Genomic DNA, 14,755 nt, shown 5'->3' on the forward strand with positions numbered 1-14,755 from the left:
ATGAGTCTGCAGCCACTTCCCGCCAACTGGCAGGCGCCGCGCCTGCAAGGTCGCCACGTTTCCCTTGAAGCGCTGGCCATCGAACATGCCGCCGGGCTGCGACTGGCCCTGCAAGGCGATGCGCTCTCCGAGCTCTGGTACACCAACGTGCCCAAGGCGGCCGACGCGGAGGCCTGGGTCGCCACGGCGCTGCAGAAGCACGCCCAGGGCCTGGAAGTGCCGTTCGTGGTCCGCGACGCCGAAGGCGCGGTGGTCGGTAGCACGCGCTTCTACGACGTCGATCCGTCGGTGCCCAAGCTGAGCATCGGCTACACCTGGTATGCGCCAAGGGTGCAGCGCACGGGTTTGAATACCGAGGCCAAGCTGCTGCTGCTCACCCATGCGTTCGAGAACCTGAGTTGTGCCTCGGTCTATCTGGAAACGAGCTGGTTCAATCACGCTTCGCGCACTGCCATCGCCCGCCTGGGCGCCAAGCAGGACGGCGTGCTGCGCAACCACCGCCGCCATGCCGACGGCAGCCTGCGCGACACGGTGGTGTTCTCCATTCTCGGCAGCGAATGGCCGGGGGTGAAAAGCAATCTGCTCCACAAGCTGCAACAAGGAGATCGTCCGCATGGCCAGTAAGACCGTCGGCCTGGTCGGCGCACGCGGGCATACCGGCGCCGAACTGATCCGCCTCATCGCCCGGCATCCGCAACTGGAGCTGGCGTTCGTGTCTTCGCGGGAACTCGCCGGGCAGCCCGTCAGTGCGCATATCGACGGTTTCGTCGGCGAGCTTCGTTACGAGAACCTTGGCCATGAGGAGGTCGCCGCCCGCGGCGTGGATGCGGTGATCCTGGCGCTGCCCAACGGCAAGGCAGGCGACATCGTCGCGGCGCTGGAGGCACAGGCGCCCGATACGCTGATCGTGGACCTGTCGGCCGACTACCGCTTCAACCAAGACTGGTACTACGGTCTTCCCGAACTTACCCGAGCAAGCTATGCGGGGCAGAAACGGATCAGCAACCCGGGCTGCTACGCGACCGCCATGCAGCTTGCCATCGCGCCTTTGCTCGACCGCCTGGCGGGGCCGCCGCAATGCTTCGGCGTTTCCGGGTACTCGGGAGCCGGCACCACGCCTTCGGACAAGAACGACACCGACAAGCTGCGCGACAATCTGATGCCCTACGCGCTGACCGACCACATGCATGAGCGCGAGGTCTCCCGCCATCTGGGAGTGCCGGTGGAGTTCATGCCGCACGTGGCCCCGCACTTCCGCGGCATCACCATGACCGTCAATCTGTGGCTGGATCAACCGATTAAAGTGGAAGCCATCCGCGATCTCTATCGGCAGCGGTATGCGGGCGAGCCACTGATCCGCATCCTCGACCAAGCACCCTGGGTCAGCCACATCGCCGGCAAGCACGGTGTGGAGATCGGCGGTTTCACGGTGGCGCCGGGCGGCAAGCGGGTGGTGGTGGTGGCCACGCTCGACAACCTGCTCAAAGGCGCAGCGACGCAGGCCATGCAGAACCTCAACCTGGCCTTAGGTTTCGACGAGTACACCAGCATTCCCTTGGGAGAAGACGCATGAGCGACCTGTTGTGGCAGAAGCCCGGCGTGACCGTTGATGCGCGCATCCAGAAGTTCCTGGCCGGCGACGACGTGATCCTGGACCGCGAATTCTTCCTGCACGACATCGCCGCCAGCAAGGCGCATGCCGAAGGCCTGCAGCGTATCGGCATTCTCTCGACCGACGAGTTGTCCGGACTGCAGCGCGAACTGGATACGCTGGCCGAAGATTTCCGCAGCGGCGCCTTCGTGCTCGACGAACGCTTCGAGGACTGCCATTCGGCCATCGAATCGCGCCTGACCGAGCGCCTGGGCGACGCCGGCCGCAAGATCCACACCGGCCGCAGCCGCAACGACCAGATCCTGGTGGCAACGCGCCTGTGGTTGAAAGAGAAACTCTCGCGTGTCTCGGAACTGAGTCGCCGGATAGCAAAAATCGCGCTGGACCGCGCCGAAGCCGAGAAGGACCTCCCTATTCCGGGTTACACGCACATACAGCGCGCGGTGGTTTCGTCCGCAGGCATGTGGTGGGCAGGCTGGGCGGAAGCTTTCATCGACAACGCCGTCCGCGCCGACGACACGCATCGCTTGATCGATGCCAATCCGCTGGGCACCGCCGCCGGCTATGGCGTCAACCTGCCGCTGGACCGCGACCACACCACGAAGGCGCTGGATTTCGCGCGCCTGCAGGTGAGCCCGATCTACGCGCAGCTTTCGCGCGGGAAATTCGAGATGGCGGCGCTCGAAGCACTCGGTAGCGCCACGCTGGATCTGCGCAGACTGGCCTGGGACCTGTCGCTGTTCACCAGCGCCGAATTCGGTTTCGTCTCGCTGCCGGCGCAGTACACCACCGGCAGTTCGATCATGCCGAACAAACGCAATCCCGATGTGATCGAACTGATGCGCGCCACCCACGCGAGCGTTGCGGCGGCGCGCACCGAGATCGAACAGTTGCTGTCGCTGCCGTCCGGCTACCACCGCGATCTGCAGGGTAGCAAGGGCGCCATCTTCCATGGATTCGGTCGCGGTCTGCCGGCCTTGGAGCTGTTGCCGGACCTGCTGGCGAACCTGGAATGGCGCCAGGACCGGATGCGCGCTGCGATGGATTCGGGCATGTACGCGACCGATGTCGCGGTGGAACAGGCCGCCGCGGGCGTGCCGTTCCGCGAAGCCTATCGCGCGGCGGCGGCGTCCGCAGACCAGGCCGGGACAGGGCGCACCCCGGAGTCGAGCCTGGCCGCGCGCGTGTCGCCAGGCGCCGCGGCGGACTTGCGCCTGGATGAATTGCGTAAGCGATGGGAATCCCTGAGCAAGCGGGCGTAGGAGCGACGTAAGTCGCGAATAAGTGTTGTTGAAAACCGATGTTCCAGTCGCGACTTACGTCGCTCCTACGTTGGGGATACCGATGTCCGACAGGCCAAAAACAAATCGTTACCTGGTGATGGCAATGCGCAAGCCGGACTTCAGCGAGGCTGTGGTGGCGCCGCACCTGGTATTCCTCGACGGCTTGCGTCTGGCCGGCAAGCTGGAAATGACCGGGGGCTTCAGCGACAAGAGCGGCGGTGCCTATGTGCTGAACGTGGACACGCTGGCCGAAGCGCTGGCCATCGCCGCCGACGATCCGCTGGCCACCTCGGATTCCTCTACCTTGACCGTCTACGAATGGAACGCCCGCTGAGCCCCATGCAATGAACGCGACCGAGTCCGCCTTCGCCGAACAAACCCTGCCTGCCTGGCGCCGCGCCGTACTCAAGGTCGGCAGCAGTCTGCTGGCGGCCGAAGGCGAAGGTTTGAGCCCGCGTCACGCATTGGGCTTGGCGCAGTTCGTGTCCGCCAGTCTGGCTGCGGGCAGGGAAGTGGTGATCGTGTCTTCGGGCGCGGTCGCTGCGGGCAGGGCGGTGATCCATCGCAAGGCGCATGCCGGTGCGGCCATGGCCGAGCGCCAGGCGCTGGCGGCGCTCGGCCAGGCGCAGCTGATCGGGCTGTGGCAGCGTTTCTTCGAACGGCCCGTGGCGCAAGTGCTGTTGACCCACGACGACCTGCGCAACCGCCGGCGCTACCTCAATGCGCGGGCCACGCTTAACGAGCTCCTGGCCCTGGGCGCATTGCCGGTGATCAACGAGAACGACACCGTATCGGTCGACGAGTTGAAGCTGGGCGACAACGACAACCTGGCCGCGGTCATCGCCGCGCTGGTCGATGCCGATGTCCTGTTCGTCGCCACCGATATCGATGGCTTCTTCACCGCCAATCCGCGTGTCGATACCGACGCCCGGCCCATCGAGGACGTGGAGGCGTTGACGCCGGAATTCTTCGCCATGGCTGGCGATGCCGGCAGCAGCAGTGGCACCGGCGGCATGCGCACCAAGCTGGAAGCGGCTGCGAAAGCGGCGGCAGCGGGCATCGAGACCTTCCTGTTCAACGGCACCCGCGCCGAGACCGTGCGTGCGCTGGCCAACGACCGCTTTCATGGCACCCGCTTCCGCCCCGCGCAGAACCGCGTGGCGGCGCGTAAATACTGGTTGCGCAACGTGCCGCTGGAGGCGGGCGGAGTGATCGTGGACGCGGGCGCGGCGCGCGCGATGGGCGAGAAGGGCGCCTCGCTGCTGCCGGGCGGCGTGGTCGCCGCGGAAGGCGATTTCCGGCGCGGCGACATGGTCGAAGTGCGTTTGCGCGACGAAAACGGCGACCACGGCATCGCCCGCGGCGTCTGCCAATACTCGGCCGTCGATATCCGGCGCATCGCACGTCGGCACTCGCGGGACATCGAATCCATACTCGGCTACAACTACGGCGAAAACGTGATTCACCGAGACGATCTGGTGCTTTTGTAGGAGCTGCTGTAGGAGCTGCGTAAGTTGCGACCTCGGTCGATGAGTTTCCGGATGCTTGCCGGGAGGTTTGTTCTTCCGGTCGCAGCTTGCGCAGCTCCTACAAAAAATACGCTGATGGCCAGTAAAACAGGAATGCATACATGAGCGACATCAGATCCCAAGCCGTAGCCTGCCGCGACGCCGCACGATACGTCGCGCAGCTTCCTACTTCCGCGAAGAACGATCTGCTGCGCGCGATGGCCGCGGCGCTGGAAGAGGATGAAGCTCCGATTCTGCAAGCGAATCGCAAGGATCTGGACGCCGCTACGGCCAAAGGCATCGGCGGCGCCATGTTCGACAGGCTCAAGTTGGACGGCAAAGCATTGGCGGTCATTGCGGACGCATTGCGCGAGGTTGCCGGACTTCCCGATCCGGTCGGACAGGTGACCCGCAGGGAAACCCGGCCCAATGGCATCGCCATCGAGCGCGTGCGCACCCCGCTGGGGGTGATTGCGATGATCTACGAGGCGCGGCCCAACGTCACCGCCGACGCCGCTGCCCTGTGCCTGAAGGCCGGCAATGGCGTGATCCTGCGTGGCGGGTCCGAGGCCATTCATTCCAATACCGCCATCGCCGCCTCGCTGAAGCGCGCGCTGCGCGAAGCCGGATTGCCGGATGCGGCGTTGACCTTGGTCACCGATCTGCGCCGGGAAACCATGCTGGAAATGCTGCAACTGACCGACATCATCGATCTGGCCATTCCGCGCGGCGGCGAGGGACTGATCCATTTCGTTGCCGAACATGCGCGCGTGCCGGTCATCAAGCACTACAAGGGCGTCTGCCATCTTTTCGTGGACGCGAGCGCCGATCCGGACCTCGCCTTGCGCCTGCTGATCGACGGCAAAGTCTCCCGCCCCAGCGCCTGCAACTCACTGGAAACGCTGCTGGTGCATGTGGATGTCGCCGGCGATTTCATTCCCACCGCCGCATCGGCGCTGGCGGAGCGTGGAGTGGAGTTGCGGGCCGACGCGCGCAGCAGGGAGTTCATACAGGGAGCCAAGCCGGTCAGCGAGGAAGATTACGCTGCCGAATTCCTCGATCTGGTGATAGCCGTGCGGGTCGTCGACAGTCTGGACGATGCCATCGCCCATATCCGCCGCTACGGTTCGGACCATACCGAGGTCATCGCCACGCGCGATGAAGGCAATGCGGAGCGTTTCGTGCAGTCGCTGCGTTCGGCGGTGGTGATGGTGAACGCTTCCTCGCGCTTCTCCGACGGCGGCGAGCTGGGGCTGGGCGCCGAGATCGGCATTTCCACCACCCGCCTGCATGCCTACGGCCCGATGGGGCTGGAGGCGCTGACGGTGGAGCGTTTCGTGGTGCGCGGCAGCGGCCAGACCCGCAACCTGCCCTGAGGGCAACAAAAAACCGGCGCGGGGCCGGTTATTGGTCTTCCTGGTCGGGGAGACAGGATTCGAACCTGCGACCTCTACGTCCCGAACGTAGAGGTCACTGGCCTCCGTGCACTGACATATCGCTAGAACCTTTATATACCAAGGTAGTTGGAGGCAGCCATATCCAATGATATTCTGTATTTTGCAGACATCTTGTTGACACACCATGCCGAAAACGACGCGTCAAAACTTTACCAAGCAGCTAGTTGAGACAGCGCGTCCCCAGAACAAGCCATATCGTCTCTGGGATTCGAAAGTGCCGGGGCTTGCTCTGCGGGTGTTAACCAGCGGGAAGGGTACTTACGAACTGCACTGGAAGAGGGGGAAGTCCACCGCAATAGGGCCGCGAGGCGCGATGACGCTAGAGGGTGCGCGCTTAAAAGCAATCAAGCTACTTGGGGAGGTGCAAGAGAGCGGCTCAATAAAACCGTCAACATCGCCAAAAATACAAACATGGGGACAATTCGTAGAGCAAAAGTACGGCCCCTACATTCGTGAGGCGCATAAAGCTGGCGGGGCGACACTGGCCGCACTCAAACTTCAATTCTCTTTCCTAAACTCTAAGAATCTCGCCGACATCGACAAAAATGTCTTGTCTGGTTTTGCTGCCAGCAGACTGAAGCAGGGCAGGGCGTCCTCCACCGTCAATCGTGATATGGATCGCATCAGAGCCGCACTTGGGCAGGCGGTGCACTGGGGGTTAATAGACAGTAATCCGCTTGCTCGCTTAAAGAAGCTAAAGCAGTCTTCAGATAACCATATTCGATACCTCACTCACGATGAGGAAAGTCGACTAAGGAAAGCGCTGAGTGATCGCGAAATGGCTGCCAAGGAAGCAATCAAAAGTTCGAACAAGCGTCGGAATACGACAGGCCAGCCAAAGCTGGCGGAAATTACCGGGTTCTCGGATCACCTGATGCCCATGGTGCTCGTAGCGCTGAACACGGGACTGCGGAGGGGCGAGTTAACTACGTTGGAATGGAGCGCCATTGATCTGACCGCGCAGCGGCTCACTGTCCATGCCGGCTACGCTAAGTCCGCGACCACCCGCCACGTCCAACTCAACTCTGAGGCCGTATCGATCCTAGTCAAGCATAGGGCTAGTTCGAATGGACAGCGACCATTTCCAGTCGTAGACCCCAAGCGAGCATGGAAAACCGTCCTCAAGGCAGCAAAGATTGAAAAGTTTCGGTTTCACGATCTTCGTCATACGTTCGCAAGCAATCTAGTTATGAGCGGCGTTGATCTGAATACGGTCCGTGATTTGATGGGGCACGGTAGCATCAGCATGACTTTGCATTATGCGCATTTGGCACCGGAGTATCGAATGAAAGCCGTGGAGTCATTGGTGAAGAAGAAGGCGGTCGCGAAAACATAGTAAAAATGGGAGATAAACATAATGGATTTTAGAGGCTTTTCTACTGCGAACTCTGTGTCGTAGTGTGTGCCTCTGGGTGCCGAGGAGAAGTAAACGGCCGCGCTAGTAGCAGGCACCGCACGGGGATTATGGCAATGATTAAGAACAAGATTCTGTATACGGTTGAAGAAGCAAAAGTTGCAGTTGCGGTATCTCACACGCATCTGTACACGGCAATTGCAAAGAACGAGCTGCGATCCATCAAGATAGGACGCTTGCGACGATTCACTCACGAAGCGTTGCATGAGTACGCTCAACTCCTAGAACGTCGCTCGTCGGGAGGTCGTCTGTGAGTTCGCTGGGAACTTCAATCGCCGTCCCGCTGGCGTAACTAGGCCATCACTGCTCACGTCTGGCATTGACGTCAGGCGTGAGCTGGTGATTGTCTCTGTCAGCGTGAAGCTGAACGGTTGCCTTTCTGTCCAAGGTTGCTCTAAGGCAGCTTCCCATAAATATGTCTATCCACTGAGCAAGTCTCGTGGACAAGACCGGCGTTCACTCGCCAACAATCAGCCTCGTAACTTACTGTTGGAGACAATCCAACAAAAAGGAGAGTGCATAAAAGCGACAATATAATTGAGGAAGAACAGACATGGGCAATATTGCGGAGCGGGTATCAAACTATTCAAAAGAACGTGGCAGCATAGCTGTAACAGAACTAGCTCAGTTGGAGCTACAAGACGGGGTGTCAGGCGACAATTGTGTAGCTCTAGATGAGCTAGCCTACGATGTACCGGTCGGAGAAAGTCGGTTTGAACATGAGTTAGCTGAACTAGCGCTGCTAGCCAAAAAGGAAATAAGCAAGTCGTACGAGGCATGGGAGCAAGTAATAAAAGCCGGTGGTCCCTATGAATACTATGCTGTGCTTAGCTTCCTACGGCCTTACAGCGATAGGCAGTCAACAGAGGCATTGGATCAACTGCTCCGCTTTCTCAATCGAGCCTTGTGGGGACCTCGTTGGAAGAGTAAGGGCTGCGGACTTCGTGGGACAGTTGTTGCAGAACGACACAGGTTGAGTCGCGACCTACGGGGCCGACTCCATTTCAATCTGCTGCTCCAACGCCCTACGGGAATCGCTGACGACAATAGCATCCAGAGTTGTTTCTCAAGTGCCGTCCTTAAATTGCGTGACGCCAGCAAGCGTCAAATGTCAGCCACTGACCGCCTATATAACGAGCCGATAGAAAACATCGACTGGGTAGTCGGCTACCTGACTAAAGAACTTCAGTGTAGTGACTGGAATCGCGGTGACAACGTGTTTTTCATCCGTCCGGAAGGTATCGATTGTAATGTGATGCCGCCACGAACGGCAGCTCAGCTACGGCGTCAGCACTAAAGCAAGCTAATTAGGTCTACACAGACCAGAACTACTTAGTGGCCTCTCAGTACATGGTTGGCGGAGCACTTTGTAATCAATTATGTACACATGGCGTGGTGTGGTCCTGCCATGTGTGCAGTTACCGACAGGCGAAGCCTAAGTCGGTTGTCACAACGGATCGTACAGCATGAAGATTAAACCATTGAAGTTGGCACTACTGGAAAACAGTCTCAAACAGAGCGTGCAAACCCCACGCGACACATCAAGTGCCCCCGCTGCGCCAAACGATGTGGATTCCGACGTCGAGCTATTCTTGATCCATTGCAATGCGGGGCACATAAAGGACTGCGAGTTGATGTCTAGTGATGAGAAAGCCACTGCGCTGTCCATAGCTGCCTGTCTGCAACCTGACGGGGCTGGCCAGCACAGTGTCACAGTCCTAGACTTCGTCCGGGCCATCAACGCTAAGCTCGCCACATACCTCGGAATGAGCGGTGAAGACGAGTTGCTGCCGGTTACGGCGACTTATTAACGGTCGTACTCTCGACCATCGGTGGATTCTAGGTATGCGAATCGCCAGTAAGGCAGGCGGAGTATGATTCGGTCGGTTGGGGCCTGCGCCATGGCCATTCCCCTGCATAAGAGGGAAACCCCGTCGGCGCGTTCGAGGCACAACGCATCGGCAGAGTTGAAGAACGGCTCGCCGCTCTCTCGCCATACGACGGCCGTAACGCCCTCTGGCAGCGCACCTATAGGCTGCACTGAGTAGAAGCCGCAGAACAGGTAGAAGGCCCCAAAAGCGGCCGCTAGCAGCCCGGCGGCCCATGGCCACTTCTTGCTCTTGGTGGCGTCGGCTCCTTTGGTGACATCAATCATGTCTTTTCCTCACGGGCTATTGCTCGTCGACCCACGTCTCGCACCCTTCGATGAAAGACTGTGAATTGCCTGTACAGTCGTCGGGGTCGGTGATTCCGTTGTCATTGGCCCATTGGTAACCGGCCTCGTGGCCACTGCAATCAACACTGCATGGGTAACCTCCAAATGTGCCACTGGTCTGCCACGACAGCGTAGTTGGGGCCGCATTCGCAGATGGGCGAGATGGAGAAAGCTGTTCACACCCGGCGCGAGGATAGGCTAAGTAGTGAGTAACACCGTCAAATCCTATGCACTTCCACACGCCGCCGGCGTCGTCGGCTATCACCGCCCGGCGCTGCTGAGCAGCGATTGCTGACCGCTCTGCGGCGATGGCGATTTTCAGTTGTTCCTGAAGGGCTAGTAGCCCAGCCAGCCGGTTTGTTAGAACTACTCCGCCGCGGAGATCGAGAGACTCAACGGAACGCTGACCGCTGGCGCTGTCCGAAGTAGTTGCAGCACGCGACTCTTCAAGTGTGGTGGGTCTGGTTCCGAGATACGGTAACGGAGTTGGAACATAGTAGGGAGCGAATGCTGGCACGGGATTAGGATTAATAGACCCCTTCTTGCCGGTGTATGGGTTGTAGTTCCCACGTGTACTGTAGTTGTCGCTAGTAGTGGAGTTGGGTGAGCTTCTGACATGGGGCGCCACATAGGTACCGTCTTTGCGTGTGTAGCCCTTGACGTGCACTTGAGCAGCCACATCGGTCACCGCTGCCAGTACAGCAGCCGCGAAAATAAACCTGAGAAATCGAGTGCAGCCAATAATGGCTGTGCAACGCGTCATAGCAGCCCCCATCCCGCGGACCCACCATAGTCCTGAGCGGACTAGGTAGCAAGCCGGCGACAGACACTTTCAGCGAGGTATCTGAGGAAGAACAGAACTTCGGCTCAGCAGGGGCAATCCACAAGGATGCCTATAGGTGGATGGAGTGCAGCTCAACCGCGAAACTCCGCCTCGGCATCTCATAGATTGGCTAGCGCATTTTGCAGGCGAGCAAGGTCCTCGTTCACTTCGACAAGGCGCGAAACGTCTCGTGGTTCGTTGTAGAACCATTGTGCTGTCGACTATTGGACAGGACAGGTCCGGACTGGTCACATTTAGGTGTGAACTATTTACGTTGCGGCTGGGCTGATATAGCTGTAGCAATATGACGTGGAGAGACATCAGAGGGTTGCCGCCGCGGAGCTGGTGCGAGCGCAGATTAGCTCTCGGAAATCATTAAGAGGGGGCGGTTCACAAGTTTAGTGCCAGAGAAGACCGCTCTACTTCTGGCAGTTTTGGGTTTGTTGCCATGCAGTCCAAATGAACAAGGTTCATTCGGCGCTTTGGGGGGGCGCTCCTACTGACGAACGACATGAAGGGGAGTTTTTATGCTTATGCCAGCCCGGCTTTCTTGTGGGTTATGCAATCCGCCTGCCAGAACCATGGCAGCCATCCTGACTCTATTGGCGTTAACAATCATGTTGCCAAAGAATTCCCGCGCAGAAGATAAGAAGCCGACAGAGACTGAGGCGTTGAACGCAAGTAACGAGAAAGCCAAGGCTCGCTACGGTGAGCCAGCTACACCGAAAACCGGAGCAATTACGAACGCCGACAAACTAGGAAACATGGCGTTGGTGTTGCAACCAGATGCTTACAAAAATCTCGCGAAACTTATAAGCATACCGACGACAATCAAGAAACCTCAGAATCTGGTAATTACTGGAAGGCCAAATCTGGGGATACTCATTTCCACTGCTGAGCAGGTGAAGCTGCAAGTAGAAGACTTGGTTTTAGAAGGAAACAAACTCGCAAAAAAGCTCGATCCGAAGTATCAGTCAATTGATTGTCCTTCGAGTCCCCCGGACCCACAGGCGACATTTGGTTCCTTGACGATGGCTTCCGTGCTAGCCATAGCGGGCGCCGTGGAGGGTCTTGTGGGTCTCTTTCGTACTGATTACTCCATCGGTAGCAACGAACTGGATGCAAATGAGATTGGACTAAAACTCGCCATTAGAAAGAAGCTGGGAACTGGTTACATCGATGGACTTGACCTATACATGCAGAGTAAATCCGATTTTGGAAAGTGTCTTCAAAGCCTATCTAGCCTGAGAAACGTAATTTCTCAAGGTGACTCCAAAGCGGATTCTCCATATGCAAAGTTCATTGCGGCCACGGACACGATAGTGGCGGCGCTCTCAAAGCCGGGTGAATCGGGGATATCTCCCGCCGCGCAGATAGCATTGCTTATCGAGATGTCGAAAGCCATAAATGATGGTGGTGGCGTGCTATACGTGTCCGCAGTAAAGCCTACCGGCTACGTTATTACCACATCGCGCCTATTCAATAAGAATGGAAAGGCTCATCTTTACTACACGGGCTTAGTGAACGTTGCGTTCCTTGTGCCCGGAGACGGACTCCAAGGTATCAACGCGTTTCGTCTCGGGGAAAAGGCCAGCCTCGATCTAGGGCGGCTTCATAAAGCTACTACTTCAGAAATTAGCATTACTACGAGTGTAGTTGAGTAGACGTTTTCATAGTTGACGGAGAAGAAAATGCCGTTGAGAAGCTCCAACTACGAAGTTGTTCCGTTGGCCGTGAACCCACTCGTTATTTTTGGGGGAACTCAAGCGCAACTTGGCATTGTGCTGGCGGCGCAACGCGCTCAGAACTGGTGCTGGGCGGCTTGTGCTTTTATGGTCGAGGATCGGCGCGAACGAGGCGGGGCTACCGGGCAATGTGACCACGCATCGGTTCAGCTCTCTCAGAGATGTTGTATTTCCGGACCTGCAGGTCCCAATTGCGACAAAGGAATTCCCGCCACAAAGATAACTGCACTTTGGCATTCGTTGGGGTTCAGCGCTATGCAGGTCAATAGCTCGATTAGTGCTGAAGCACTGGCTGGTGAGATATTCAATGACGGTCCGGTACAGTGCGGAATTACGACAGGTAGGTCCGGCCATGTGGTGCTCGTCACTGGTGTTAACGCGGATGCAACTAAGTTCTATGTCTTGGACCCAGCACCCGTGCTATATGGTATGGAGGGATGGGTAACTGCCGACCATCTCAGAGATGGGTTGGGGCAGGGGCGTTGGTCTGTCACTTGGATGAATATAAGGTAGCTTCCGATGGCTCGACTTCGTGATATTCCAACTGGTATGCAGAAGCAAGTTGCGTCTCAGCTGGGGGACTTTCTCTCAGATACGATCGTATCTTTTGGAGCATATGAGAGTCCTCTTGAGGTTCACGAGAACTTTCCTGTCGTTGCGTTCGCAGAGACTGCTGAGCTTCCCTTTGTAAGTGATATCAAGGAACTGCTGCATGCCACTGGCTTGCAGCATTACCAAATTGCCCAAGGTGGGCAGACGGTCGGATTCACAATAACGCATGAGAATGCCAGAAAGCTGATCATTGATTCCTACAATCAGACCGGCGAAGCGAACGTAATTTCCACCGTGATTGATAAAATTGACGGCATGGAAATCTCTGACAATTATGAGGCCAGCATCCTTGACGCGAGGTCGCGACATCTTGGAGCGTTGGTACTGACGAGTGCGGGTTCTGAACCGAGTTTGGTAGTTCCATTCAGAGTTCCAATGCACCAAGACGCCCTGCGAGTTGGGGAGGCCTATACCTCGTCGAACTTTATGGAAGTCCTCGCAGGATTACCAGAGTCGGGGGGAATGACCATTGACGGGGAGGGTCTATCTAGCTCGGCTCAATACGAGGACTTTGACGCTGAGTCCTAATGGACCATCGTCCCTATCCCGGCCCCTGCTCGGGTTGGCTCCTGTGGCACGGTCACTGGCAATCCCGCAGCCTTTATGTGCTTGAGAATCTGAAAGTCAGGAACATCGAGTGATCCCTGCCCGGCGCTATACAAGCCCAGTCTCAGTTGGGGTAATGGCTCTGTCGCAGCTAGGGCAACGAAGTACCGGCTTAATCGCCATGCCGCGCGTGGCCCAAAAGAAGAAGATCAAAACGACGAGTCCGCTGAGGCCTCCAAACGCGCCAAATCCAAGCGAACCAAGGAAGGCTAGTACAAACGCAACTGTGATGCCGAACCACCAAGACGCGTAGAACGGAACGACGGCAGACTCCACACCCATGAGTCCACTGTAGCCACACTCAAGACATGTTAAATGCGAGTGCCTCTGATGCTTGCGCAGTCGTTCACGAATCTCCGCCTCCTTTTGACTAGGCATAGGTGCCACTGCTGTCCCGGGAAGTTGAGGCGGCTGAGGGAAAGCTATTTCCTCAATCTGTTCTTCGGCGATCTTCTTGGCAGATGCCTTGCAAGCAGGGCAGGCTGTTGCAGCCCTGCTAATTGGATGCCCGCAATTTGTGCAGGGCTGCAAAGACATTTCTACAGTGACTTCGCTAGGCATACTTCACTCCTGTGGTCGTAGCGTCCTCTTAGGGCGCAGATAGGTTGCACTTTGTCCCGTAGGAATAGCTCAGCCGATGGCATGCTGGCCTAGTCGGCTTCCGCCGCTGCGTCTGTCGTATCATCGGCAATCGCGGTCTCTGCACTCGTGCTGCTCTCAACGCTGGGAACCGGAGCAGATGCTGAATTGACATCAAAACTGATGGTAGTGCGCATCCGCCCTGCCACTCCGACTCCGCCCAGTATGTTGGGGGAGAAGTGCCACTTCCTCACCGCGTCCATAGCGGAGCGATCAAGGTCTCGATTACGGCTCGATTTTGAAATGGACACGTTCGTAACGTTTCCAGAGCCGTCGAGGTCAATTTGCACCTCTACCTCACCTGAGATACCAGCCCTTGCGGCGGCGGGCGGATACTTCGCCGGTGGCGCTGACAGTATCTTCGCAGGGCCGTCCGACAGAACCTTTTTGGGTGAGGTGACCGTGTTAGCGTTTATGGGAGCAACAGTTTCAGCACTGCTTGATGCCATGCCCCGGATTGCTGCAATTCTGGCGTCCTGTTCTTGCTTCAGCGATTGAAGCTCATTGGTTGCATGGGCGCGTTCATTCGACTGGCCTTCCTGCCGAAATATCCCCGTACCCTTTTTGCTAACCCAGCATCCTTCGTTGTAATAGAAGTTGTAACCGAAAGCTTCTACTTCTCGTTGCTCAGCAAAGACATCTGACATGATTTGTTCGGTCAACTCTGAGCTTCGTTCGGTTGGTACGAACAGTGAGAAGAGATGGGTACACGATTCGTACATCGCGCTCGACATCATTTCCTCGTCCGTGCCGGGGGGCATTGCACCGGTGAACGGATGAATGCGCGGATGGATGCTGAAGCTTGCCCCCGCGATCTTGGGATGAGTCGCCGTCATGTAGG

General features: G+C 57.8%; 12 protein-coding genes and 1 pseudogene. 11 read left to right on the forward strand and 2 right to left on the reverse strand.

Annotated elements, in window-relative coordinates; translation table 11 throughout:
* From BLR66_RS01250 to BLR66_RS01295, 9 genes are all read left to right on the forward strand, one after another.
* Positions 1–624 carry a GNAT family N-acetyltransferase gene (locus BLR66_RS01250; protein ID WP_093279822.1) on the forward strand — a complete coding sequence of 208 codons (624 nt, stop codon included), beginning with the start codon at positions 1–3 and terminating at the stop codon, positions 622–624.
* Positions 614–1,573, forward strand: coding sequence for an N-acetyl-gamma-glutamyl-phosphate reductase (argC, locus tag BLR66_RS01255; RefSeq protein WP_093279823.1), 960 nt, complete (start codon positions 614–616; stop codon positions 1,571–1,573). The genes BLR66_RS01250 and argC overlap by 11 nt, the downstream gene beginning before the upstream one ends.
* Positions 1,570–2,874 carry an argininosuccinate lyase gene (argH, locus tag BLR66_RS01260; RefSeq protein ID WP_093279824.1) on the forward strand — a complete coding sequence of 435 codons (1,305 nt, stop codon included), beginning with the start codon at positions 1,570–1,572 and terminating at the stop codon, positions 2,872–2,874. Before argC ends, argH begins: the two co-directional genes overlap by 4 nt.
* A gap of 82 nt (positions 2,875–2,956) precedes the next feature.
* The gene (locus tag BLR66_RS01265; protein ID WP_093279825.1) at positions 2,957–3,229 is read left to right on the forward strand and encodes a YciI family protein; all 273 of its coding nucleotides are present in this window, start codon (positions 2,957–2,959) and stop codon (positions 3,227–3,229) included.
* A gap of 10 nt (positions 3,230–3,239) precedes the next feature.
* Positions 3,240–4,385 carry a glutamate 5-kinase gene (gene proB, locus BLR66_RS01270; RefSeq protein ID WP_093279826.1) on the forward strand — a complete coding sequence of 382 codons (1,146 nt, stop codon included), beginning with the start codon at positions 3,240–3,242 and terminating at the stop codon, positions 4,383–4,385.
* Between the two features lie 140 nt (positions 4,386–4,525).
* A complete protein-coding gene (locus BLR66_RS01275) occupies positions 4,526–5,779 on the forward strand; it encodes a glutamate-5-semialdehyde dehydrogenase (protein WP_093279827.1) in 1,254 nt (417 codons plus the stop codon).
* 205 nt (positions 5,780–5,984) lie between these two features.
* The gene (locus BLR66_RS01285) at positions 5,985–7,196 is read left to right on the forward strand and encodes a site-specific integrase (protein ID WP_093279828.1); all 1,212 of its coding nucleotides are present in this window, start codon (positions 5,985–5,987) and stop codon (positions 7,194–7,196) included.
* Positions 7,197–7,827: 631 nt separating this feature from the next.
* Positions 7,828–8,571: a hypothetical protein gene (locus tag BLR66_RS18755; protein WP_143014515.1), complete on the forward strand. Its 744-nt coding sequence runs from the start codon at positions 7,828–7,830 to the stop codon at positions 8,569–8,571.
* A 169-nt stretch (positions 8,572–8,740) separates the two neighbouring features.
* A complete protein-coding gene (locus tag BLR66_RS01295; RefSeq protein WP_093279830.1) occupies positions 8,741–9,085 on the forward strand; it encodes a hypothetical protein in 345 nt (114 codons plus the stop codon).
* Here BLR66_RS01295 and BLR66_RS01300 read toward each other — a convergent pair.
* Positions 9,082–9,429, reverse strand: a complete 348-nt coding sequence (locus BLR66_RS01300) for a hypothetical protein (RefSeq protein WP_093279831.1) — start codon at positions 9,427–9,429, stop codon at positions 9,082–9,084. The genes BLR66_RS01295 and BLR66_RS01300 overlap by 4 nt on opposite strands.
* 1,464 nt (positions 9,430–10,893) lie before the next feature.
* On the opposite strand from BLR66_RS01300, the gene BLR66_RS01310 reads away from it, so the two are divergent.
* Together BLR66_RS01310 and BLR66_RS01320 are read left to right on the forward strand one after the other, a co-directional pair.
* Positions 10,894–11,976, forward strand: a complete 1,083-nt coding sequence (locus BLR66_RS01310; RefSeq protein WP_093279832.1) for a hypothetical protein — start codon at positions 10,894–10,896, stop codon at positions 11,974–11,976.
* Positions 11,977–12,576: 600 nt separating this feature from the next.
* Positions 12,577–13,197, forward strand: coding sequence for a hypothetical protein (locus BLR66_RS01320; protein ID WP_143014516.1), 621 nt, complete (start codon positions 12,577–12,579; stop codon positions 13,195–13,197).
* A gap of 824 nt (positions 13,198–14,021) precedes the next feature.
* Here BLR66_RS01320 and BLR66_RS19345 read toward each other — a convergent pair.
* Positions 14,022–14,258 (reverse strand): annotated as a pseudogene (locus BLR66_RS19345) (energy transducer TonB); the annotation flags it as partial.
* Positions 14,259–14,755 lie beyond the last annotated feature (497 nt).

Source organism: Pseudoxanthomonas sp. CF125, assembly GCF_900104085.1.
Classification (GTDB): Bacteria; Pseudomonadota; Gammaproteobacteria; order Xanthomonadales; family Xanthomonadaceae; genus Pseudoxanthomonas_A.

Coding starts and splice junctions, on each gene's coding strand:
- BLR66_RS01285 (WP_093279828.1), top strand. CDS start 5,985: ATGCCGAAAACGACGCGTCAAAACTTTACCAAGCAGCTAGTTGAGACA.
- BLR66_RS01300 (WP_093279831.1), bottom strand. CDS start 9,429: ATGATTGATGTCACCAAAGGAGCCGACGCCACCAAGAGCAAGAAGTGG.
- argC (WP_093279823.1), top strand. CDS start 614: ATGGCCAGTAAGACCGTCGGCCTGGTCGGCGCACGCGGGCATACCGGC.
- BLR66_RS01310 (WP_093279832.1), top strand. CDS start 10,894: ATGGCAGCCATCCTGACTCTATTGGCGTTAACAATCATGTTGCCAAAG.
- BLR66_RS01250 (WP_093279822.1), top strand. CDS start 1: ATGAGTCTGCAGCCACTTCCCGCCAACTGGCAGGCGCCGCGCCTGCAA.
- proB (WP_093279826.1), top strand. CDS start 3,240: ATGAACGCGACCGAGTCCGCCTTCGCCGAACAAACCCTGCCTGCCTGG.
- BLR66_RS18755 (WP_143014515.1), top strand. CDS start 7,828: ATGGGCAATATTGCGGAGCGGGTATCAAACTATTCAAAAGAACGTGGC.
- BLR66_RS01295 (WP_093279830.1), top strand. CDS start 8,741: ATGAAGATTAAACCATTGAAGTTGGCACTACTGGAAAACAGTCTCAAA.
- argH (WP_093279824.1), top strand. CDS start 1,570: ATGAGCGACCTGTTGTGGCAGAAGCCCGGCGTGACCGTTGATGCGCGC.
- BLR66_RS01320 (WP_143014516.1), top strand. CDS start 12,577: ATGGCTCGACTTCGTGATATTCCAACTGGTATGCAGAAGCAAGTTGCG.
- BLR66_RS01265 (WP_093279825.1), top strand. CDS start 2,957: ATGTCCGACAGGCCAAAAACAAATCGTTACCTGGTGATGGCAATGCGC.
- BLR66_RS01275 (WP_093279827.1), top strand. CDS start 4,526: ATGAGCGACATCAGATCCCAAGCCGTAGCCTGCCGCGACGCCGCACGA.